At 25.5% G+C, this 23,342-nt stretch carries 18 protein-coding genes and 2 tRNA genes; 12 read left to right on the plus strand and 8 right to left on the minus strand.

Annotated elements, in window-relative coordinates:
- Nucleotides 1–247: 247 nt before the first annotated feature.
- Nucleotides 248–1,492 (minus strand): hypothetical protein, encoded by a 1,245-nt coding sequence (locus tag ACWXVO_RS01625; protein WP_456002163.1) that lies wholly within the window; start codon nt 1,490–1,492, stop codon nt 248–250.
- A gap of 778 nt (nt 1,493–2,270) precedes the next feature.
- Nucleotides 2,271–5,240, minus strand: coding sequence for a DEAD/DEAH box helicase (locus tag ACWXVO_RS01630; RefSeq protein WP_456002166.1), 2,970 nt, complete (start codon nt 5,238–5,240; stop codon nt 2,271–2,273).
- Nucleotides 5,241–5,814: 574 nt separating this feature from the next.
- Here ACWXVO_RS01630 and ACWXVO_RS01635 point away from each other — a divergent pair.
- Genes ACWXVO_RS01635 through ACWXVO_RS01645 form a run of 3 tightly spaced genes read left to right on the plus strand, consistent with a single transcriptional unit; the run spans nt 5,815 to nt 9,737 of the window.
- Nucleotides 5,815–6,171 (plus strand): hypothetical protein, encoded by a 357-nt coding sequence (locus ACWXVO_RS01635; RefSeq protein ID WP_456002169.1) that lies wholly within the window; start codon nt 5,815–5,817, stop codon nt 6,169–6,171.
- On the plus strand, nt 6,134–7,417 hold the full coding sequence (locus ACWXVO_RS01640) for a site-specific DNA-methyltransferase (RefSeq protein WP_456002172.1): 1,284 nt from the start codon (nt 6,134–6,136) through the stop codon (nt 7,415–7,417). Before ACWXVO_RS01635 ends, ACWXVO_RS01640 begins: the two co-directional genes overlap by 38 nt.
- Nucleotides 7,404–9,737 carry a DEAD/DEAH box helicase family protein gene (locus ACWXVO_RS01645; protein ID WP_456002175.1) on the plus strand — a complete coding sequence of 778 codons (2,334 nt, stop codon included), beginning with the start codon at nt 7,404–7,406 and terminating at the stop codon, nt 9,735–9,737. The genes ACWXVO_RS01640 and ACWXVO_RS01645 overlap by 14 nt, the downstream gene beginning before the upstream one ends.
- Nucleotides 9,738–9,986: 249 nt before the next feature.
- Here ACWXVO_RS01645 and ACWXVO_RS01650 read toward each other — a convergent pair whose 3' ends face one another.
- From ACWXVO_RS01650 to ACWXVO_RS01660, 3 genes are all read right to left on the minus strand, one after another.
- Nucleotides 9,987–10,586, minus strand: a complete 600-nt coding sequence (locus ACWXVO_RS01650; RefSeq protein ID WP_456002178.1) for an FMN-dependent NADH-azoreductase — start codon at nt 10,584–10,586, stop codon at nt 9,987–9,989.
- Nucleotides 10,587–10,693: 107 nt separating this feature from the next.
- Nucleotides 10,694–10,767: transfer RNA gene (locus ACWXVO_RS01655), tRNA-Gly, on the minus strand.
- 3 nt (nt 10,768–10,770) lie between these two features.
- A tRNA-Gly gene (locus ACWXVO_RS01660) sits at nt 10,771–10,844 on the minus strand.
- Nucleotides 10,845–11,127: 283 nt separating this feature from the next.
- Between ACWXVO_RS01660 and ACWXVO_RS01665 the strand changes: the two genes are divergently transcribed.
- Genes ACWXVO_RS01665 through ligA form a run of 4 tightly spaced genes read left to right on the plus strand, consistent with a single transcriptional unit; the run spans nt 11,128 to nt 15,906 of the window.
- Nucleotides 11,128–11,931 carry an energy-coupling factor transporter ATPase gene (locus ACWXVO_RS01665; protein WP_456002181.1) on the plus strand — a complete coding sequence of 268 codons (804 nt, stop codon included), beginning with the start codon at nt 11,128–11,130 and terminating at the stop codon, nt 11,929–11,931.
- Nucleotides 11,916–12,932, plus strand: coding sequence for an ATP-binding cassette domain-containing protein (locus ACWXVO_RS01670; RefSeq protein ID WP_456002184.1), 1,017 nt, complete (start codon nt 11,916–11,918; stop codon nt 12,930–12,932). Before ACWXVO_RS01665 ends, ACWXVO_RS01670 begins: the two co-directional genes overlap by 16 nt.
- A 15-nt stretch (nt 12,933–12,947) precedes the next feature.
- Nucleotides 12,948–13,898: an energy-coupling factor transporter transmembrane component T family protein gene (locus ACWXVO_RS01675; RefSeq protein WP_456002187.1), complete on the plus strand. Its 951-nt coding sequence runs from the start codon at nt 12,948–12,950 to the stop codon at nt 13,896–13,898.
- Between the two features lies 1 nt (nt 13,899).
- Nucleotides 13,900–15,906 carry an NAD-dependent DNA ligase LigA gene (ligA, locus tag ACWXVO_RS01680; RefSeq protein WP_456002190.1) on the plus strand — a complete coding sequence of 669 codons (2,007 nt, stop codon included), beginning with the start codon at nt 13,900–13,902 and terminating at the stop codon, nt 15,904–15,906.
- Here the strand turns inward: ligA and ACWXVO_RS01685 are convergent.
- The 3 genes from ACWXVO_RS01685 to ACWXVO_RS01695 all read right to left on the minus strand — a co-directional run bounded on the left by ACWXVO_RS01685 (nt 15,892) and on the right by ACWXVO_RS01695 (nt 18,953).
- Complete coding sequence (locus ACWXVO_RS01685; protein WP_456002193.1) at nt 15,892–17,247, minus strand: MAG0480 family ComEC-like protein; 1,356 nt, start codon at nt 17,245–17,247, stop codon at nt 15,892–15,894. The two genes, ligA and ACWXVO_RS01685, sit on opposite strands and share 15 nt — an antisense overlap.
- Nucleotides 17,172–17,687, minus strand: a complete 516-nt coding sequence (locus ACWXVO_RS01690) for an MAG0490 family ComEA-like DNA-binding protein (protein WP_444705131.1) — start codon at nt 17,685–17,687, stop codon at nt 17,172–17,174. The genes ACWXVO_RS01685 and ACWXVO_RS01690 overlap by 76 nt, the downstream gene beginning before the upstream one ends.
- A gap of 531 nt (nt 17,688–18,218) precedes the next feature.
- The gene (locus tag ACWXVO_RS01695; protein WP_438340833.1) at nt 18,219–18,953 is read right to left on the minus strand and encodes a YebC/PmpR family DNA-binding transcriptional regulator; all 735 of its coding nucleotides are present in this window, start codon (nt 18,951–18,953) and stop codon (nt 18,219–18,221) included.
- 92 nt (nt 18,954–19,045) lie between these two features.
- Here ACWXVO_RS01695 and holA point away from each other — a divergent pair, with 92 nt between their 5' ends.
- From holA to rpmG, 5 genes are all read left to right on the plus strand, one after another.
- On the plus strand, nt 19,046–20,029 hold the full coding sequence (gene holA / locus ACWXVO_RS01700) for a DNA polymerase III subunit delta (RefSeq protein WP_456002196.1): 984 nt from the start codon (nt 19,046–19,048) through the stop codon (nt 20,027–20,029).
- The gene (locus ACWXVO_RS01705; RefSeq protein ID WP_456002199.1) at nt 20,029–21,537 is read left to right on the plus strand and encodes an alpha-amylase family glycosyl hydrolase; all 1,509 of its coding nucleotides are present in this window, start codon (nt 20,029–20,031) and stop codon (nt 21,535–21,537) included. Before holA ends, ACWXVO_RS01705 begins: the two co-directional genes overlap by 1 nt.
- Nucleotides 21,538–21,600: 63 nt before the next feature.
- Complete coding sequence (locus tag ACWXVO_RS01710) at nt 21,601–22,122, plus strand: MHJ_0274 family protein (RefSeq protein ID WP_455966203.1); 522 nt, start codon at nt 21,601–21,603, stop codon at nt 22,120–22,122.
- The gene (gene pgsA, locus ACWXVO_RS01715) at nt 22,109–22,972 is read left to right on the plus strand and encodes a CDP-diacylglycerol--glycerol-3-phosphate 3-phosphatidyltransferase (protein ID WP_456002202.1); all 864 of its coding nucleotides are present in this window, start codon (nt 22,109–22,111) and stop codon (nt 22,970–22,972) included. The genes ACWXVO_RS01710 and pgsA overlap by 14 nt, the downstream gene beginning before the upstream one ends.
- A gap of 208 nt (nt 22,973–23,180) precedes the next feature.
- Complete coding sequence (gene rpmG / locus ACWXVO_RS01720; RefSeq protein WP_438340838.1) at nt 23,181–23,333, plus strand: 50S ribosomal protein L33; 153 nt, start codon at nt 23,181–23,183, stop codon at nt 23,331–23,333.
- The last annotated feature ends 9 nt before the right edge of the window (nt 23,334–23,342 follow it).

Consider the following 23,342-nt stretch of genomic DNA (forward strand, 5'->3'; position numbering starts at 1 on the left):
CCTATAACATTTTACTATATATGTTAGGTGGCTCATTTTTGTTGCAATTTAACGTTTTATTAAAATAAACTCATTATATTTATCTTAAAATTTAATCAAAATAAATAATATCGACATAATAGAGGCATAATAAGAATTCTATATTAGTAATTTTTTAGAAATTTTTATGCTTTTCTAACTAAATTTATAAAAAAAGTATCCACATTTGGATACGTTATATAATAACCTTTACAAAATTACTAAGGCTTTAGTTTTGTAAAAAGTCAGCACTACTTGGCATTAATAATCTAACTAAATGATCCAGCAATTGAATTTTTGGATTTGGATCTTTTTTATTATCGCCATCTTTTGAACTATTCATTTTTGAAAGTTTAATTAGTTCATCAATTGTTTTTATTGCTTCGGCAATTGATTTTTCATTATATGAGTTTCCCCCAAGACCATATTTAGAAAGTTTATCATTATCTTTCTTGTAATTTTCTTTATATTTTTCAAGCATTTTCTTAAGGTCTGAAAAACTAGATTCATTTGCTTCTATATTTAGCTTTTTAACCATAGAAACAATAGTTTTAACTTCTTCAATTTGTTTTTCTTGTTGTGTTTTTTCTTCGAATTTTAAATTTTCACCCTTAGGAAAGAGTAGATCACTTGCCGTCTTTGTTAATAGCTTACTAATTTCTCCTAATAATTGAATTTTAACTACTGCTTGTACATCAGTTTGAGTCAGAATTTTAACCTTATCAATTGAATTATTAAGCGCTTCATCTTCGTAATTAAATTCTTTAATATCAATTTTTTTCAGAAGTTCATTTAATTTTTTTTCATCTTCAAGTAATTTTTGAAATTCTTCTATTGATTTTTTATCCGAATTAACATTAAGTTTATTCAATTCAACACCTAAATTAACATTTTTGTTAAATTCTTTTTTAAGTTGAGGATCGATTTGCCCCTTGAATAAGCTTTTTGTAAAAATGTTATCAATTTCACCTAATAATTGAATAATTACATTTGGATTTTTATTCTTATTTTTAATGATATCGTCAAGATTAATTAATAATGAAAATGCTTTTGTTAAAACATTTTTGAAATAATAATCACTTTTACCAAGTTTTTTAAATGCCGCAGCCCCTTCTGTTTTAAGTTCATCAATAAAGTTATCTTTTGAAATATCAACCTTAGAAATTTTTTCAGCGAAAAGTATTACTGCTTGTTTGTCTTTGTTAAATTGAATTGATTCAGGTGTTTCCATTTCTGGTTTAATTGGCTTATCATTCTCTGAATCGCCTTGCATTGATTGATCAGTATCGCCTTGTTTATCAGGTGTTTTTTGTTGAGGGGTTTTTGTTTCTGGGTTTTTTGGTTTCATTGGTTCAGCTGGTTTTTCTGGTTTATCTGGTTTTTCCGGTTTAGCAGGATTTGCACATGATAGAGCTATAACTGGTGTTGCCAAAACAGGTAAAAATCCTAGAAAAAGTAATTTGCTTTTTTTCATTTTTCTCCTTATATTTAATTAAGTTTAATAAAGCAAATTTTATAGTATTTTTTTTTTTTTTTTTGTTTTGGCAAAATTTCATGATTGATGCTCTAATTATTACCAAAATTTTAGACAAAGCCAATTCATTTATAAAGGCACTTTTTACTACTTAGTATTATTCTAATTTACGACCTTGATCTAATAAAAATATATTTATTGCAAAAATGTCTCTAATATAAATCAAAATTATATTATTTAATTCATTTTTATTTTCCCAATTTTAAGATTAAAAAATCATAAATCCACCTTAAATTAAAATAGATTTATGATTTTTTATTTAATTTTTTAATTGCATTTTTTTAAATCATCATACGAATTTCAAATACTATGTTTTTAAGCAAATTATCAATTAATTCATCACCATACACTTGCTTGTATACAAATCGTTTTTATTTTCCATCAAGTCTGTTAAAGTTTTTTCTACTTTTTGGTTATTATTTTTTGTAAAAATTTTTAGCTTTTCTTTGTTGCTTCTATTACATTTAATTTAGATTTTTTAATTAGTGCTTCAACATTGCTAAAACTAAATTGATTAGTTGGGCTTTCATTAGAGGTGTTTGACTATCTTTTGTATATTTGTAAATTATTCCTTTTGGGCTCTTTATGAAAATTAAAAATAACTAGATTCTTTTTTACAATATCCTTATATTAAAAACCTAGGAAAAATATCGGTTCTTAAATAACTTGATTCGGCATTTAAAACATATATAAATAAACTTAATATTCATATAATTTTTTATTGCTCATTTACAATTTCTAGGTGTTTTAAGCAAGCTTTAATTACATCACTATTGAGTGATTCATATACTTCCTTGTCACCAATTATATAAAACTCCTCTTTTGCTCGTGTTACTGCTACGTTCATAATATTTGGATTATTGCTGCCAACAGCTCATTGAGCAGAATTTATACTATCTTTATCGCAACCTAGCACTAAAAAAACAATTTTAGCTTCTTTTCCTTGGAAAGTATGTACTGTTCCTATATTACTTTTATTAATTAAATCATTGAGATTTCTCTTAAGTTCATTTACTATTGCTTTAAAAGGAGAAATAATAAAGACATCTTTTAAATTTGCATCGCGGTTTTTTATTTTAACTAAATATTTTTTTAAAACTTGACATTGTTCTTTTACATAATGTTTGTTTATGGCTTTTCCTTTAACATGGAGCCAAAATCCGTTGTAGCTTTTTTGTTTACTGTTTTCTTTTCCTTGGACCATATTTCCTTCATAGGAAATTTCGTTTGAAATATCAAACATTGGACTTAGACATCTTCTATGTACTCAAAGAGGTATGCCAATCCAATCTCCGTTTTTCTTATAAAATCCATATTTGCTATGATTATCAACAATTTCTTGCACCGAGCTATTAAGACCATAAGGCAATTTATATTTTTCTTTTATTCATTTTAAGGTATTTTGGTCTAATACTGAAACTGGTTCAATTTGCGATGGATCACCAACAGCAATAATATTCTTCGTTCTAAAAATTGCACCTACCGCCGCTTGTGGAACCGCTTGGCCCGCCTCATCTATAAACAAAAATCCCATTGATTCTTTTGGAAAATTCTTATACATTGTCCTTATGCTTGCAAAGGTTGAACTAATTGCGGGTACAGCCATATTAATTCAATTTCATGCTTCCACTAAACACTCGCATTTATCAATAGTTTTTCCTTTGATTTTATTATTTCATATTTTGACAGCGCTTTTTAAAGCCTCCCTGTTTTCATATAAAAATTGTCTTCTGACTTTTAGCGCCAAAATAAACAATTTTGATTGTTTGATTCTAAAATTCTTGTTAAATCATGGGTTACTTTTTTGAAATACATTGTTGTCATTAATTGCATTAAATTTATTAATTTTCTTATTGATAAAAAAATCTTCGATTTTATTTTTTTGATCTAGCATTCTGTTGATACTATCGATTTTTTTGCCTATGTTATTCTTTTTAGATTCGAGAGATAATAGTGAGTCGCATATTTTAATGCGTTGATTTAAATAGGAGTTTAATTTTTCATTAAATTCTTTGTATTTCTTTGTTTTAAATAATTTACTTATTCAGCTTGGTTTTTGCAGTTTTAAATTTTCGATAGATTTGTTTATATTTTTTAATTCATTATGGTTATTATTTATTAAGTTTATTATCTCTTTTAGGCTTTCATTAATTGCGTTTTTAATTGATTCAATATTAAGATTTCTATTTTCAAATTTATCGCTAGGTTTATCCTTCATGAAATCGTCAATTAAAGCTTGTATTTCTAATTCTATTTTAGCTAAAAGGTTTATGTGCATTTGTATATCATTTTGTGCTTTTTTAATGTCATTATATAAATTTAAAAAATCTTGATATACATTTGAATTGTTATTTTCTTGCTGGTATATTTCTTTTATGATATTTTCGACAGCTTTTATTATTTCTATAATATTCTTCTTTTTGCCGCCTTCTAATGAAAAAAGACCTCATTTTTCTTTTGTGATTTTATGCTTATTGGAAATACCTTCATTATTATCTATTTCTTCAGTTATTGCATTAGCAGTTTTGTAAAAATAATCAGCATTCTTTATCTCATTTGCTAGATCTTTGTCAACATTTTCCAATAGAGGCAATTCGTTTACTATATTTTGCACAGCCCCATTATTTGAACTTGCTATTAAAATGCTCTTATTTGCAATTTGTGTAGGCAAAATTTTAATTTCTTTATAAAAAACATCCTTAATTATCTTTGAATCTAGCTTGCATATTTCAAGCGATTGTTGAGTAATTAGCTCAGCAAATATATCCTTTAGTAGGGTTGTTTTTCCTGTTCCTGGAGGTCCATTTACACTTTTCATTTTAATATTTTCATAGTTTTTACTTGTCGATAGATTTACTGCAATTTGTTGCATTAATGAAAGCGCATATTCTACATTGCTTGGAAATCTTGAACATGGATAATTCTTAGGATCTAAAATTTCTTTGATTTGTTTAATACCATCAGCTTGTTTATTATCTAAATTTATTTTTATTAATTCATTGCTATTTTCTTCTTTTGATGATGATAAATATTTGTCTAGATTTTGCGTTGATATTCCTTTAGCTTCTACTAAGTCATCAATAAAAAATGAATGCAATAAGGCATCATCTTCATCATCATTTACTATTTTATATCTAGAAAGATTAACATCAATATTGTAATTTTGTATTAATTTTTGAAATGCTTTATTAAAAAATGCTTTTAAATCTTCGGTTTCTTTCTTTTTAAATATATTTTCAATATCATCTGAAAGTTCATGTTCTTTTTCTTTAAATTTAGACATAGAATTAAATTCTAAATCACTCTTGGTCTCTCTAATATATGCACTTCAAGTATAGAAAGTGGATTGTTTTTCTATTTCAAGATTATTATTAAAACGTATAGCAAAACTGAATTTATTATTTCCTATTGATTCTAATTCATCATCATTAATTTTAGTATTATGTTTTTTGTTTAGAAGATCAATTAGTTCTTTCGAATTAAATGTGTTAAAAATAAAAACTAAATATTTTTCCTTTTTTTGCTTAGTTTCTTGTTTTAAAATCGTATTAAAATAGTCATAATAATTATCGTTTTGTTTATCTAGTTTAATCTCGCAATAATATTTTTTATTTCAATTACCTTCGCTAAGTTTTTCAATCATTATTCAATGCTCAAGAATATTGTCTTTAATGCTTTTAGGGTTCATTATATCTCCACAATGTAATCATATACAAGTTTAATTTTAATATTGTAAATATGACTCATCTAATCATAATATTTCTCATTATTTAAATAATTTAATATTATTAAATACATTATAGTTGATAAAAATGTTTTATTTAAAAAAGTAGTTATGAAGCAGTATTTATTAGATGTCAATTTATTTTGATTTTTTGATGTATTGATATTTATAGCTCTTATAATTTATTAAATAAGATACCTGTAGAATAATGTCTTAATTTAAATTAAATCATGATATAAGAAAAAGTGCGTTTTTGCATAAAAACATTTCATATTGAAATTTTAAAATCTTTATATATATTTTGCAAATATAAATATAAATAAAAAATATATATAAGAAAACATTATTTAACTTTTGTTGCATGTATTTTTATAATAAATTAGATCTAATAAGAGAAATATTATTAATTTATGAAAACAAGATTGTATAAAAAAGAACTATTGATTAAATTGTTCAATAAAAACTGTCTTTTAATCTATTTTGATTTCTCTTATTTAGTAAAATTAATTAAATATCATAAGCTATAAGGGGATATTAAATGAGTTTATTAAAAAATTACATTCAGAAAATTGATGATATTTCTTCAAAAGAGTTGAACACAGACCAAAAAAGACTGGCAATAAAAATTTTAGAAAAATTTCAAGAAGACGAAAAACAACTACAATATGTTTTTCAATTCATTGTGCAAAGAATTAAAACAGGTTTTAGATTTGATGTGGCGCCTGAAAGTGATTGACAAACAGTTGCGCTATTAGAAAAGGATGAAAGCCTTAGCTTTGTTTTAGACGAAAACAAAAGCAAAGATAATACATTAATCATCGGCGAAAACTATGATGCTTTAAAGAATTTGATAGTGATTGAGAGAGAGAGAGAGAGAGCTGCCTTCGCTTGATAAATATGATGTAATTTATATTGATCCTCCTTATAATACTGAATCAACTAAAAAAGATGGTAATAGTATTGCAGATAATAATGAAGATGTTAAGGCAAAAAAATTCATTTATCGTGATAAATATTCTAGAAATGGTTGACTTAATTTAATGAATGAAAGATTACGATTAGCAAAAGAACTTCTCAAAGATGATGGAGTTATTTTTGTTTCTATCGATGATGCTGAGCAAGGCTATTTAAAAGTTTTGATGGACGAAATTTTTGGTGAAGAGAATTTTGTTTGTAATTTTATTTGGGAAAAAAATTATTCTCCAAAAAGTAATAATCATTACGTTTCTGTTAATCACGATTATATTCTGTGTTATTTAAAAAATAAGCAAATAGTAACTAAATTTAATCGTTTAGAACGCAATGAAAAAAATAATAAAATGTATAAATTTAGTGATGAAAAAGGAAGATATAAAATAGCTGATTTAACAAGAAATTCTAATAATAAATTTGACATTGTCTGAAATAAAAAAGTTTATAAGTGCCCGGAAAATTCTGGGTGATTATTTTCAGAAAAAAAGATTTATGAATTGATAAGAGAAAATAAGATATACCTGCCAGATGATGTCACGAAAAGGCCAGGTTTAAAAAGATATTTATCTGATGTTAGAGATATTATATCTAAGACAATTTTGAGCTATGAAATTGTAGGACATACACAGGATTCAAAAAATGAAATAAGAGATATCCTATATAAAAATGCTTTTGAAACACCTAAACCTATAAAATTAATAAAATATTTGATTAGACTTCATAGTGATAAAAAAAATATTCGTGTCCTTGACTTCTTTGCCGGATCTGGTACCACAGCTCATGCGGTTTTAGAATTAAATCACGAAGACGGTGGCAATAGAAGCTTCACTCTTGTTACAAATAACGAAAATAACATTGGTATAGATATAAACTATGAAAGACTTTATAGAATAAATCACGGGGTTGGTACTAAAAATGAAACTTTTGATTGAATAAAGAAAAACGAACCATATAAAGCAAATTTAAATGTTTTTAACATCAAATACTATGACATAAATCCAACAAACAAAGATATTGAAATTGAGGACTTAGCCAATAAATTAATTAATGTCTTAAAAGAGTTTGGAATAACTTCAATAGATAAAAACAATCAACAACAATATATTAATCTATTAAATGATTTATCATCTTTAAGACCGGAGAAAAGAGAAGATAATGAATCTAACTAATTCTCAAGAAAAAGTTATTAATACTTTAATTAATAAAACCATAAATAGTTTAGAAGAAAACAAGCAAAATTCTGTTTATTTTAAGGCTCCAACTGGCTCTGGTAAAACATTTATGATGATTAACTATATTGATAAATTAATTGAATGAAACAAATTTAATTTTAATCAAAATTTAGTTTTCGTTATAGCAACTTTATCTAGTGCAGAGTTGCCAAAACAAATGGAAGAAAACTTCAATGAGTATAAACAATATTTAATAAACAACGATTTAAAAATTACAAGAATTGAAAGTCCCTCAAATATTAATAAAAACTCTAAAGTAGAAAAAAATTATCAGTTTTTTGCTAAACCAAATAATGTTTATATTATGGGCGGAGCATCATTTAAAGCTAATGCAATTTTAAGAGAGCAACATGCTATTGAGGCTTTTTTAGATGAAATAAAACTAAATGACTATAAATTAATTTATATTCGCGATGAAGCTCACATTGGCGCCGATACTTCTAAAAATAAAAAAGAAGAAATTTCATTTGAACAAAACATGCAATCAAAAGCTGATTTTGTTATAAAAATGACAGCTACTCCAACTGATTTAAATTTAGATCTTATTGAGCTTAGCGAAAAAGATCTATTTAGCGACAAAATCAGATTATTAAAAAGTGAAAAAATTTTTAATGAAGGTATTGAAAATAATGACGACATTGCTTATATTGATAATGATGTTATTTTAGAACAAGCCTGTTTAAAATTCAAAGACATAAAAAAACAATATAACGATGATAAAAATGAACCGGGCTTAGTGGGCATTAATGCCGCCATGTTAATTCAAGTTGATAACGCTAGTAAAGATCCTGAAAAAGAAAAAATCTTCAATAAAACCATTGATTTAATAATAAAAAAATTAGAGAAACATTCTTTATCATGAGTAAAGTATTTTGATCAAAATGATAAAGAATCAAGTATAAGACAAAAAGATAATTTTTCACTTAGAGATATATCTAAATACAATTCGGACACTGATGTAATAATTTTTAAAGTAGGACCAGCAACAGGCTGAAATATACCGAGAGCATGTATGCTAGTTCAACTTAGAAATGTTTCGTCAAAAACATTAAGTGCACAAACTATTGGAAGAATAAAAAGAAATCCCAATCCTTCACATGATTTTAGTAACAGTTCAATTGCTAATAAATACTACATTTATAGCAATGTCGATAGAGATATAAATGACCAAAGAATGCTGATTTTAAAATCTCAGTTTAAAAAAGAAAAATTTGTGTATGGTTCTCTTGTTAATATCAATAAATCTAATTCTGTTTTTAATTTAGATGATTATGAAAAACAAGTTGCTAATTATTTAAATAATTATTCTATTGAAAACTTTGAAACAAAATACCAAGTATGCAAAGAAGAGTTTTGTGATAACAACTTTATAATTGCTAATCAAAAAAGTTATGGTAATAAAATAGAAATAACATTAAAACTAAAAAATAAAATTGATATGGAATTATTTAATATAAAAACAATTAAAAATAATAAAAAAATATTTACAGAAAATATTAAAAAAGAAATAAATAGCATCTATGAAACAAAATTAAAATCAATAATAGATAAAACATTCTTTTGATTTTTGATAATTAAATATGAAATCGAAAACTTTAATGACTTTTATAAAAAGCATTTGCAAAAACAATTGGATAATCAAGAAATAAGATATGTAATAAATAATTCTAAGTTTTTACCAGATTATTTAATAGAGAGCAAAGATGATGACGATCCAAAAACAGACAATAAATTTGCTTATCAAGAAATAAATAAAGAATTTGCAAATATTTATTTAAAATCAGAGGCTGAAAAAACATTTGTAAATGAGTTTAAGAAATGTGTATCACTGCGGCCTGAAATTAGAATTTGAGCAAAGAATCCAGTACATAGTGGAATTAATTTTGAATATATCAATAATAATTTTGACATAAGTAATAGTTATCCGGATTTTATTGTTATACAATGAAATCATTACATTTATTTGGAAATTAAAACATACAAACATGATATTGATAAAGACAAAACAAAAAAATTAATTGAAGAGTATAGAAAATATATTAATAATATTAATAATAACTTAGAATTTAAACTTACGCTCGCTATCATATTTGTAGATATTAAAGGAAATAATCTCTATGCAAATGGCGCAAGTACAATAAAAAGTCTCAACGACCTATTTTTAAAACAAAATAATAATTGAGATGAAAATGGGCAATTTTTCATAAAGGATGTAAGCGTACAATTTTTGCAATTATTAACAGAAGACAAGGAATAATAAAAGTTTCATAAAAAATATTTGCTTTAGCTAATTTATTATTATTTTGCAATAAATTATTAATATTTTTTGTTTTTGATAATTTAGATAAAATATAAATATAAGCTGTGTTAGAGAATGATTGTTCAAAATAGCTTAATTTTGCAAAAAATGATGATCTAATTTTTTACCAAAAATTTAGGCTTAAAATAAAAATAAAAAACCAAGCTTTCTCATTATTTAGAGCTTGGTTTTTAAAATTTTAAATTATTAAAAGTTCATAACCCTTTCTTTAATTTTGTTAATTTTATTTTTAATAATTTCCTCAATTGAATAAGAATTAAATGGTTCTACTTTTGTTGCGTCAATTAAAAGGGTTTCACTAACCTCTGCACCCAAGAAATTTCAGATGCCCTCTAGGTAAGAAATGTGACTTGCTCAAGGATATCAATCACATGGAGCTCCCTGAGAAGCAATTATTTGTACCTTTAAATTAGATAACAAACCTATTGAGCTACCTTTTTTAGCGTATTTATAAGAAAATGTCTTATTAGCAACACAAATTCGGTCGATAAAATTTTTTAACACTGCCGGAACATTAAAATTTATCATTGGGGCTGAAATAATTAATTTGTTAGTTTTTTTTAAAATATCAATATATTTACTTGATAATTCATCATTGAAAAAATCAAAAAAATTATTTGAGTTCATTGGATGTGTTGCCATTTCAAGTTCGTTTAAATCTAACTCCACAATTTCATCATTTTTGTTAATTTTTTTATATTCCTCAACGAAGCTCTTAGTAATAGCACTTGAAACAGACTTCTCTTTTGATATGGGCGAAGAATATAAAACTAATACATTAGCCATAAAACTCCTTTATTATTTATTTTTTAATATTATATAAGTTTTAATTGCCTTATTTTGAATAAATTTAGTTAAATCAAAAAAACTTGGTTTCCCAAGTTTTTTTGAAATGGTGCGGATGAAGGGAATCGGACCCTCGTATTCAGATTGGCAACCTGATGTTCTACCATTGAACTACATCCGCAACTGGTGCAAGTGATGGGAATCGAACCCACGTAGTTAGCTTGGAAGGCTAAAGTTCTACCATTAAACTACACTCGCAATTAGCGTTATATATTATAAACCATAATTTTTGTTTTATCTAAAAATATTTTTTAATTTGTTTGTTTTCAGCCAAACTATATTTTAAAAAAGCAGAATATTTATAAAAAACTATTAGTTATAAGAAACTACGACACTTGGGTTTTTGCATTAAAAGAAGTTAAATAATATGTTTATAGTTGTTGATTTATATAGTTTTTTTATATATTTTATTGTATACAATAAAATGTCAATTTAAGCATTTTTGAAAAATAAAATTAATATTATATTTATAATTATCACTATGATTGAAATTAAAAAACTTTGTTATAAATATCCTGGTGCTAAAAAATATGCCTTAGATAATATTAATTTTACAATTGAAGATGGGCAATATGTTGCCATTTTGGGACATAATGGTTCAGGAAAGAGCACTTTTTCAAAACTACTTGCTGCAATTTACAAAGCTTCATCTGGGAAAATTATTATTGATGGTCTAGAAATAAATTCTGAAAATTTGGCGGAAATTAGAAAAAAAATTGGTATTGTTTATCAAAATCCAGATAATCAATTTATAGGCGCTACTGTTGAAGACGATATTGCTTTTGCCTTAGAAAATAAAAAAATGTCATATGATGAAATGAACGTAATTGTAAAAAAATATGCCAATGAAGTAGGAATGGGCAATTTTTTAGATAGGGAACCTCAAAATTTATCAGGAGGTCAAAAGCAAAGAGTGGCCATTGCTTCTACTCTTGCATTAGATCCCAAAATTATTATTTTTGATGAAATAACTTCAATGCTAGACCCTCGAGGCCGCAATGACATTTACAAAATAATTCATGATCTGCATTCCAACACCAATAAAACATTAATTTCGATCACTCATGATATGGATGAAGCCTTGTTAGCTGATAAGTTAATTGTCTTTTCAGGTGGCCATGTGATAGCTCAAGGAAAACCTATTGAAATTTTAAATAACAAACAAATAATTGAAATTGCAAAAATAGATTCACCTTTTATATACAAACTTAGTGAAATGATTCACGGAATTGAGCCAACATATGACGATAAAAAATTATTGGAGACATTATGCAAATTAAAGTAGACAATATTTCAAAGGAATATAACAAAAAGCTTCCTACATATATTAAGGTGCTAGATGGTGTATCGGTGGAAATTAATGAATCAGAAGCAATTTCAATTATTGGACCAACTGGCTCTGGTAAAACTACATTAATAGAGCATCTTAATGCATTAATATTACCCGATGAAGGTTTACTGCATTTTAGTGATGTCCCTTTGTTTAAGAAAGCCAAAAAGCCATCTAAACCAAAAAAACAAAGTGATGATAATGATGAAACATACCAAGCTAAATTAAATGAATATATAAAGAATTTAGAGAAGTTTCAAAAAACTAAAAAAAGTGATCGTGTTGAAATAGTATATACTGATATTGATATTATCAAAAGTAAAAGAAAAATCAAAAATGTTAAAGCATTAAGAAAGCAAGTTGGAGTCGTATTTCAATTTGCTGAATATCAATTATTTGAATCTACTATTGAAAAAGACATTATTTTTGGACCCGTTTCAATGGGTATTAAAAAAGACAAAGCTAAGGAATTAGCGGCTAAATACATTGAGATGGTCGGTCTACCAATTGATTATCTTAAAAGAAGCCCCTTTGACTTATCAGGAGGGCAAAAAAGAAGAGTTGCTTTAGCAGGTATTCTTGCTATGGAACCAAGATTTCTTGTTTTGGATGAACCTACTGCTGGTTTGGACCCGCAGGGTGTTGAAGAAATGCTCCAGCTGTTTTATAATTTATATAAGCAAGGCACAACTATTATTATTGTTACACACGATTTAGATAATGCTCTTAAATGAACAAATAGAACCTTATTTGTTAAGGATGGGAAGATTATTAAAGACGGTAATACTTATGATATTCTAAGTGATAATAAACTATTATTAGATAATAATTTAATTCCCACAAAATTGTTGTCATATGTAGAAAGGCTAAATAATGCTGGTTTTAATATTGAAAAAGTAACAAATATTGAAGAATTGGCTGATAAAATAAATAACATAATTAAGTGAAAAAAATAAAAAGGAGCTATAAATATGGATAAAACAATTATTGGCAAATATCTCAATATACAGACGCCAATTCATAGACTTGATCCCCGACTGAAATTTTTAGCTAACATACTATTTATAATTTTGTTTTTTATTTCTGAACATTATATTACATTATCGATTTTAGTAATTATTAGTATGGTTTTATATGGTATTTCTACTAAATCAGTAATTTCTATTTTTAAAAAAATTAAGTTTCCTATCTATATTGCTATTTTTCTCCTGGTCATTAATATGCTAACTGTTAAGGGTGCGGTGATGTATTACGAAATTGATAAATATGTTCCTCTTTCAACAGAAACAAATGCTGACGCTTTTGTGATATATCGCGGTAAATTAATAGTTAATGTAGTATATTTTGCTCCTAACAACGATGTTAATTCGATATTTCAATTGTCATTATTCTCAATTCATCGAACTTTTACAATACTTTTGAGAATTTATGGCGTTGTATTAATAACAACAATTTTGACAGTAACAACAAAACCTGTTTTATTAACGAGAGCAATCAATGATCTGCTATATCCGTTAAAAATATTTAGAATACCGACTGAAATAATTACGATGATTATATCCATTGCCTTAAGATTTATTCCTACCTTGTTAGAAGAATCAGGAAGAATTATGAAGGCTCAGTCAAGCCGAGGAGTAGATTTTAAAAATGGTAATTTTAAGGATAAAATAAAATCTTTCATTGTCCTAATGGTCCCACTTTTTGTTTCATCCTTTAATAAGGCCAATGATTTAGCTGATGCTATGACTTCAAGAGGATATGAACCATATGCAAAAAGAACCTATTATCGTCAATTAGTTCCTAATTGAAGAGATTTGATTGCTACGCTAATATTAATGACTCTAACTGCATTGGTTGTAATATGTGCTATAGACCATATTGCTTTACCATCATGGTGAATTGCTTCATTTCAAAAGGTTTAATATGAATGAAAAAGATTTTGAAACAAGAAAAAAAATACTAGAATTACAACAAAAAATAAGTCAATGAGATAAATATTATTATGATTTTGATAAACCGTTAGTTTCCGATGAAATTTATGATATTGAATTTAATCAATTAAAAAGATTGGAATTGCAATACAAACATCTTTTTTTAAAAGAAGAATTAGAGCAGTCACCAACCAATAAAATTAATGCTAATGTATCTAAAAATTTTGCTAAGGTTAAGCATGATAAATCAATGCTTTCTTTAAATAAGGCATATACCATTGCAGAAATCCAAAAATTTATTGATAATATTAAAAAGGTAACCTCGCATTTTTCTTTTTTTATTGAACCAAAAATTGACGGGCTCTCAATTTCTATTAAATATAATCAAGGCAAGTTAATGCAAGCAGTGACAAGGGGCAATGGGTTAATTGGCGAAGATGTTACCAATAATGTTTTGCAAATAGATAATATTCCAAAAATAATTAATTATAAAAAGCCCCTTGAGGTTAGAGGTGAAATTTTTCTTCCTATTGATGAGTTTAAGAAAATAAACGAAAAATTGCTTAGTGAAAATAAAACGGCTATGGCTAATCCACGCAATGTTGCTGCTGGTACTTTACGCCAATTGGACCCACAAATTGTGAAAGAAAGAAATCTTTCATCATTCTTATATTATGTTGTTGCACCGGAAAAACATAATATTCAAACTATGTATGAATCATTTGAATTTTTAAAAAAGTTGGGTTTTTGTGTTACAGAGCAATCAATCCTTGTTTCTTCTATTAAAGAAATAGAACAATTTATTGAGGAATTCAAGACTAAAAAGTTATTATTTAACTATGAAACTGATGGCATAGTTATAAAACTTAATGAGCTCAAATTTTATGATAAATTAGGTGAAACAGCAAAATTTCCTCATTCAGCAATTGCTTTTAAATATGAGCCTGATGTTGTTTCCACCATATTAAAAGATATTTTTATTACTGTTGGCCGGACTGGCTTAGTTACATATAACGCTTTATTGCAAGAAGTTGAATTGTCAGGAACAAAGGTATGTTTTGCAACGCTTAATAATTATGAATTTATTAAAAATCTAGATATAAATATTGGTGATGAAATATACATAAAAAAATCTGGTGAGATTATTCCATGCGTTATAGGTTTGGCTAATAAACATAATTTAGAGAAGCTAGACCCATTTAAGGTATGCCCATATTGTAATAATGTTTTGTTATTTAATGAAACAGGGTTGGAACAATATTGTTTGAATCAAGATTGCCAAGAAATAAAAGTTAGAAAACTTATTCATTTTGCTTCAAAAGAGGCGCTTGATATTAATTCACTTGGTGAAAAAAATATCATATATTTTTACAAAAATGGTTTTATAAATAATATATTGGATATCTTTAATCTTCATAAACATCGTGATGAATTAATTAAATTGGAAAGATTTGGATATTTGTCAATAAACAAAATTTTAAAATCAATTGAGGATATTAAAACTAAACCACTTGAAAATTTGATATTTGGCTTATCAATCCCATTAGTTGGAAAAAGAACTGCGAATATTATTGCTTCAAAAATTCTAAAACTAGAAAATGCCTTAAATTTTAATTTTGAAGTGTTTAAAGATTTTTATGATTTTGGTGATAAGATTACTAAACAATTAATAGAATGATTCTCCAATGAAGAAAACATAAGTTTAATTAAAAAATTAATTGAACATGGTATAAATCCATCATATGAACAAAAAGTAATAACCAATATCCTAAATAATAAATCCTTTGTTATAACAGGCAAGCTTACAAAACCTAGAAGTTATTTTGAAAAACTTATTGTGGAAAATGGCGGCGAGGTACTTTCGTCTATTTCTGGTAATATAGCCTACCTATTAATTGGCGAAAAGGCAGGAAGCAAGCTATCCAAGGCGCAAAAACTTGGTATAACAATAATTAATGAAGATGATTTAAAATTAATGCTAAATTTATCAAACTCCTAACCTTAGTTGGCTATGGAGTTTTATTTTATAAGCCTTTAATAAGGCTATACTAAATATAAAGCACATTAATCATGATGTATCAAATTTTATGATTATGTTTGATTCACTAATTATGTCAATGAACGCATCAAATCAAAGGATGGTATTTTCAATAATGATATTTATCCTAAAAAATAGAAGTGTAATAATATAGTTTAAGGAAATAATTGGAATAAACAGAAGTTGAATAAAAAAAGAAAAAATATTATAGTTTTTATTAAAAGTGTGAATTATTAAAGTGGAATAAATATGGGCAATTAAAAATACCGCAATTGTTTTGACAAAATATCCTTGTTTTGTTAAAACAAAAATTGTAATAAATATGGATAGTGTAATCAAAAATGATAAAATGAAAGAGTATGAAAACATTATAAATGGATTGTAAAAAACCATTATTAAACCCGTTATTGCCAATAGCGCAATATTGTTTATTTTTTTGTTAAAAATAATTTTATTTAGATATGCTAATATTAAAAAGATTAAAGACCTTGTTGCACTTACATGAAATTCGATTGATATTAAATAAATAATCAATAGAGGAATAGCGATAAAATCTTCAATAAAATAGCCATTTTTAATTCTTCTAATTATTTTGGATATAAATAGATAAATTAAATTAAAATGAAATCCGCTAATAGTGAAAAAGTGAATAATATTAAGATCACTAAGCTTTTTATATATGTTATTAGCTTGATTATAATTGTTGAAAATGATGATATTAAGATAATCTATAACTGTGTGGTTTTTTGTGTTAAAAATTGATAATTTTTCATTTTTTTTAATAAATTCAATATTTGAATTAGTGAGATTAAAAAATAGCCTATTTGCAACTTCAAACGAGCTTAAATTCTTATTTAAAATAAGTGTTCCTTTGATATGAAATGTATACTCATAGTTGTTCATAAAAGTAATATCTATAATGCTTTTGGTCTTAAAAACTTTAAAATAAGCATCCTTATATTTGAATATTAGATAGGCTTTATATTCTTTAATCATATTTAAATCATTATCTAATTTTATCCCGTCAATTTTTGCAAAAATTGACTGGTAAACTACATAGCTTAAAAAAATAATTGAGCTAAAAATGAAAAATGTAATTCAAAATTTAATATTAAAGAAATTAAAAATGCAAATCATTATTAAAGCTAGTGAAATTAAAATAATTTCAATTCTCAATATTAGTATAAATATTAAAAAAGAACTGATGGACGATATTAATAGAATATCTATATATCTATATTTTCTGTTAATATTTGATAAGTTTTTTCACCAATGCCTGGTAGTTGTAATAAATCATCTCAATTCTTAACATTCCTTTCCTTAATGTATTCAAAAACTTTTTTTGCAATGTTTGTTTTAATTCCTAAATTTATTAAAATTTGCAAATCATTGATATCTGTTATCTTTAATTTTTTATTTTTAGTAAAGGGAATAAAAACTCTTTCGTTGTTTTTTAACAACTGTGATTTATTTATCTTTTGTAAATCTGCACCACTTTTTAAAATGCTTTCTCTTATTAGATCAAAATAATTTGCCCCATCCTTTAAAGTATATTCACCCGGATATTCCACTGCGCCTTCAATAAAAACAGTTATATAATTACTTTTAAAAGAAGATTTGTTATGATGTCATTTATCTATAATTTCTGTTTTAACTACAACGCCACTAATAAGTACAACTGATGAAATAATAAAAAATGAGGCAGTTAGAATAAATTTCTTTTTGTTTATTTTTAATTTCATAAATCAAATTTTTAATAATACACAAATGTTTTTATCTAATATGGGAAAAAATAAGGAAAGTATTAAGAAAATAAACCAAATCTCATAATAAACAAGCAATATTTAAAGAGAATAAATTTTGACATCTCGAATATTTTTTCCTCTTTAAATCATGTCTTTAAATTTCTTTTTTATTTTTCTAAAAATAAAGTTTTGGAAATAAACAGAAACATAATTAATAGCTTAGATAATAGAGAGAGAAGATATTTTTTCAATATTGAAATCCGAAATTTTTTTAAGTTTCAACAAAGGATGTCTGAAAAATGATTTTTTAACGATTTATCAAGAAAATCAAGGAGTTTGTAAATTAATATAATAACGAAGGAATTGCATTATAAAAAAATGCCCATATTAAGATTTTGTCAAGTCAAATTCTTAATATGAGCTAAACTGTCTAAAAAATTTTACAAGTTTATTTTGTGCATTTTTAAAACCTTTCTCTTGGTCTGAAAAAGGTTTTAAATATTAATAATTATTAAGTAGAACTAATTTTTATTCAATAGTTGTTGCATTATGTCAAACTTCCTGAACATCTTCATCATCTTCAAGTAAGTCGACGAATTTTTCGAGTTGCCCCATTTTTTCTTCATCGATTTCAACCTCGCTATTTGGAATATATGTAACTTCAGCAGTTGAATAGTTATCAATTTTTAGAATCTCATCAAGAGATTGTTTGACTTTTTGAAAATCTGATGGATGGGTAATAATAACATATAAGTCATCTTCAACCTTAAAATCTTCAGCGCCGGCTTCCAAAACGGTAGTCATTACTTCTTCTTCAGAAGCTAATGAAATTGGAAATTCAATTAATCCTTTTTGGTCAAAAACATACGGAACAGTACCTTGTTTTCCTAGCTGTCCATTATATTTATTAAAATAGTGTTTAATGTTAGATGATAAACGGTTAAAGTTGTCGCTTAAACAACTTACTACAAAATTTATGCCGCCAAAGGCTGTTCCTGAATATAGATATCCTTGAAAGTTAGCGCCTTCCTTTGACCCACCCGAAACTTTTGAGATTGCTTTTTCAATATTTGCTTTGGGCATCGATTTTGCCTTTGCCTTAGCAATTGCTAATTTTAGTGCTGGATTTGAATCTGGATCTGGGCCGCCAATTGTTGCTGCTACAATAATTTCTTTAGAAAATTTTTGAAACATTTGTGCTCTCTTTGAATCCATTGCAGCTTTATGATGTTTGGTAGTTGCTCATTTTGAATGTCCTGACATTTCTTTAATGCTCCAATCTTAAATAAATAAATTGTAAATAATATTAGTTTATTATACCAAAAAATGTCCTTATTATAATATAATAAATTAGTATGTACCTAATTAAAGGCAATGAAAATTTTTTGATAAATAAAAAAATTAATGAAATAATAAACAAAGAAAAAACTATTGAAGCAGGTGATATCGAGATAGTTAAATTTTATGATTTTTTTACATTAGAAGAATTATCAGATGCATTAAATAACAATTTCCTTTTTTTAAATAAAAAAATCATTTTATTTAAAAATCCCTTTATATTTAATATAAAAAATAAATATGCTAATGGTTTGTGTATTAATGAGTTTATAAAAATAATTAATGCATCACTAAGTGATGCTAATCTAATTCTTATTTTTACACAGGAAATAAATAAGTATGATAAATCTTTTTTAGCATCAAGAGCTTTTGCATTTATAAATGATAATAGCACTACTATTAATATCGAAAAAATTAGCGATAAGGAATTATTTTCTTTTGTTTATAAAATGATTACAACAAAAGGCGGAACAATCAAGGATAAGGTCCTTATTGATTTGCTATCAATGCTACCACATAATCTAGAAATAATAGAATCAGAAATTGATAAATTGCTATTAATAAATAAAGATATAAGCGAAAAAATGGTTAATGATAATAATTATGCAGTATCTAATAATATCGATTTTGCCCTAAGTGAGGCAATGTTAAAATGTCAAGACACAAAAACTATTATAAAAAAGATAAACGAACAGATTAGCTACGGGATTGAGCACAATTATGTGATATCGCAAATATCAGCGATATTGCTTAATGCAAAAACAATTGGAATATTAAAATCAATAAAATTAACTAATGATGAAATAGCAAAAATGCTTAATATTCATATATATCGTGTCAAACTTCACTATGACTTTTTTAATAGAATTGACATTAACACATTAAATCAGTTAATCATTGATTTAGCAAATATTGATCTAGATTTTAAAAAAGGCAACATTTTACCAGATACGCTTATTGATTTATTGAGTATAAAATTATTGAGATTAAGGATTTATTAATGGTTAATTTAGGTAAAAAAATCATCTTATATGAGCTAAAAGTTGAAAATTTTGTTGATACCAATGGAAGCAATTTTGGTGATTTTAAAGGGGTTATGAGCAAATTGGAGTATTTCAAAAATTTAAGTGTTAATGTTATATGCTTTGAAGATATTCTAAAACTATATGAAAATAGATTTGATCTTGGACTAATAAAAAAAAGGTATGGTTCAATCAAGGATTTTGCAAAGCTTGTTGAAACATTTAAAAATAATCAAATTGAAGTAGCTCCAATTATAAATTTAAAAGAAGTAAGACAAGCTTTTGTTAACTGAAATAATATGATGAGTTTATATAATTTGAATTATTATGAGTCAAATAGATACTTAACGAAATTAGATACATATTTAATTAATAAAGAATTTGAAAAAACATCATTATATGAGTTATCTGATTTTATTAAATATTTTGAATCAGTTTTAGGTTTCTACTTGCAACTTAATGTATCAACTGTTATACTTGATAATTTTGAATTTCTTGCTTTTGAAGGCTTAAAGGAGGAAGAAAAATTAAAATTTATTAATGATTTATATAAGATTATCAAGCGTAAAAATAGCAATATTAATGTAATTTTTAAAACTAGTAATAATAATTTCAATCTATATAAAAAGATGCTAATGGTAGACAATAAATGCCTAGATTATTTGTATTTAACTTGAATGTCTGTTATTGGCAATAATGATGCATTAAAAAAACATTTCAAGAATAAAATGAGTTTTAAATCCTTATATAGATTTGTAGCTAATTTTAAAAATCATTCAAATGTGATATTATCATTCGGCTCTGATTTATCAGGTCGTTTCTTTTCTAAATGAGCTAATGAAAAGGCTTACCTAAATGAATCAACAAAAAGTTTCTTTGTATTTTTATATAGTGGCAATCATTCAATAGGTTTTTATTATGGCGATGAAATAGGTGCCTTGCGCGCTAAATTCAACCAACGTTTCACATTTAACAATGAAGATTATAATGAGGAAAAAAGATTTCTCCAATATAAAAATATAAGTTTAAATGAATATCATAAATATAATTGTTATTTCAATAAATGATCATCTTATATTCAAATGCCTTGAAATGGACAAAAAATAAAAAGCAATGAAAATACTAATATTTTTTACCCAATTAATTTAGAAAGTAACAATGTCGAGGAACAAATTATTAATAAAGATAGCACAATAAACTTTATTTATTTCTTGAATAAACTCTCTTTAAATTCCAAATTTTCTTCTTATTTCATAAAGGGTGTATGAAATATTAAACAAAGCCATGGTATATTTAAATTTAGCAAAAAACTTAATGAACAGAGGATGGTATTGATTACAAATTTGACATCAAAGCATCAGAAGATAACTCCGCTTTATGGGTATAAAATTTTAGCAAGTTCATATGCTAATAAATTCTACTCAGAAATTCCAAAAGAACTCAACCCTTTTGAAGCTTTGATTTTATATAAGACAAAAAACAATTAACATTGTTTTGTAGTTTGGATGATATTAATATATAATTTTTAAAATATAATTAAGGAGAAAAATATGGGTAATGGACAAACTATTGTGTATGTCTTGCTCGCAATTGTTTTAGTACTTATAATTGCTTATATCGCTTGAAAAGTTACGAAAAATAAAAGAGCAAAAAGAAAAGCAGCAAAATTAGAATATAAAAAGAATGCTGAAACATTGGCGTTATATTATGAATATATTATGACTTATAAATATGTCATTGATTTTAGTATGAAACAGTTAGAGAAATTTGGTGCAAATGAATCCCAATTTAAAATGGGGCAAATTAAAAACGGTGTAAAAAAATTGCTAACCAAATTAATTAATAGAGAGGATTTTGCATATTCTTTCCAAAACGATGAGAAGTATACTCTATTTGTAGAACACGCTGAAAAATTAACAATAACTCAACCAAATTTGTGAACTAAAAAAATTAATGATACATTAGATTTTTTTGAAACTCAGTATATTGGCATTCCAGAAGATAAAAAAAATATAGCATTAGAAGAAAAGACAATTAATGCTATTGAGAGTCAATTTTATGAAGAAGATTAAAGATATTAAAAAAAGCAAAAATAATAGCCCACACATAAAAAAATTTGGTATTGCAAATTGACTAACAGTGTTGAGGATAATATTAATGATTCCTTTTATATTTTTAATGTCGTCCGCTTTCTTTTTAATTATTAAACACAATGGAACATTTTGATATGATGGAATTAAAATTGTTGGTAATCAAAAATACTCGATAACTTTATCAATCATATATTGATTAAATGTCTCAATATTTATTATAGCAATGGTGACTGACTTTATTGACGGACATATAGCCCGAAAAACAAAAACTATTTCACAATTTGGTAAGATTTTTGATCCAATTGCAGATAAGATTGCGACAATAATGATGTTGTTATTTATATCAATAATGAACTACTCGTTCTTGCCAATTGTTGTTTTGTTTATCATCCGTGATATTTTGGTTGATGGTGCGAGAGTTTATGCCGTAAAGAAGGACATTAAAGTAGCGGCAAATTGGTGAGGTAAGATTAAAACCATTATTGTCTCACTCGCAATTATTACAATAGCATTTAGTGCACCATGATTTACTAATTTTGATAATGATTTAGGTAAATATGTTTCAAATGATAAATATATTCTTTATGTTAATATCCCTTTAATTGTTGGTCTTATTTTGTCATGAATTAGCGGCATTATATATTTAGTTAAGTATTTGAAGGGAATAACCAAGCAATATCTTGAAGACATTTCGAAAAAAAATAATGACGATATCAAGAATCTTGATATAACAAAAGATAATATTATTATTGAGCCAATCCAAGGTGATAGTATAGAAAATAAAGATATAGAGCAAAAAAATAATTCAGAACAAATATCACATAATTAATCACTTGTTAATAGTTAGCAATAGCAATGAAAAGTTATGTTATTAAATAATTTTTTAAAAAATAATTAATCATTTTTTTATGTTATCCTTAACATATTAAAAAAAGCAAATTAATAGCAAATTATAATATAATTTATAATTATTTTAAAATACATAATGTTATTTAAAGTATTCAAAAATTAAATATTTTAAAAAAGAAGGAGAAAGTATGCCAAGAGAAGGTTTAACATTAAGATGTGAGTCATGCAAAATGGAAAACTACATCACAAAGAAGAATAAAAAGTTGCATCCAGAAAAAATGGAAGTAACAAAATATTGTCCAAAATGTAATGAACATACAAACCATAAAGAAAAAAAATAAATAGAGTTT

Source organism: Mycoplasma sp. 1890, from assembly GCF_053851615.1.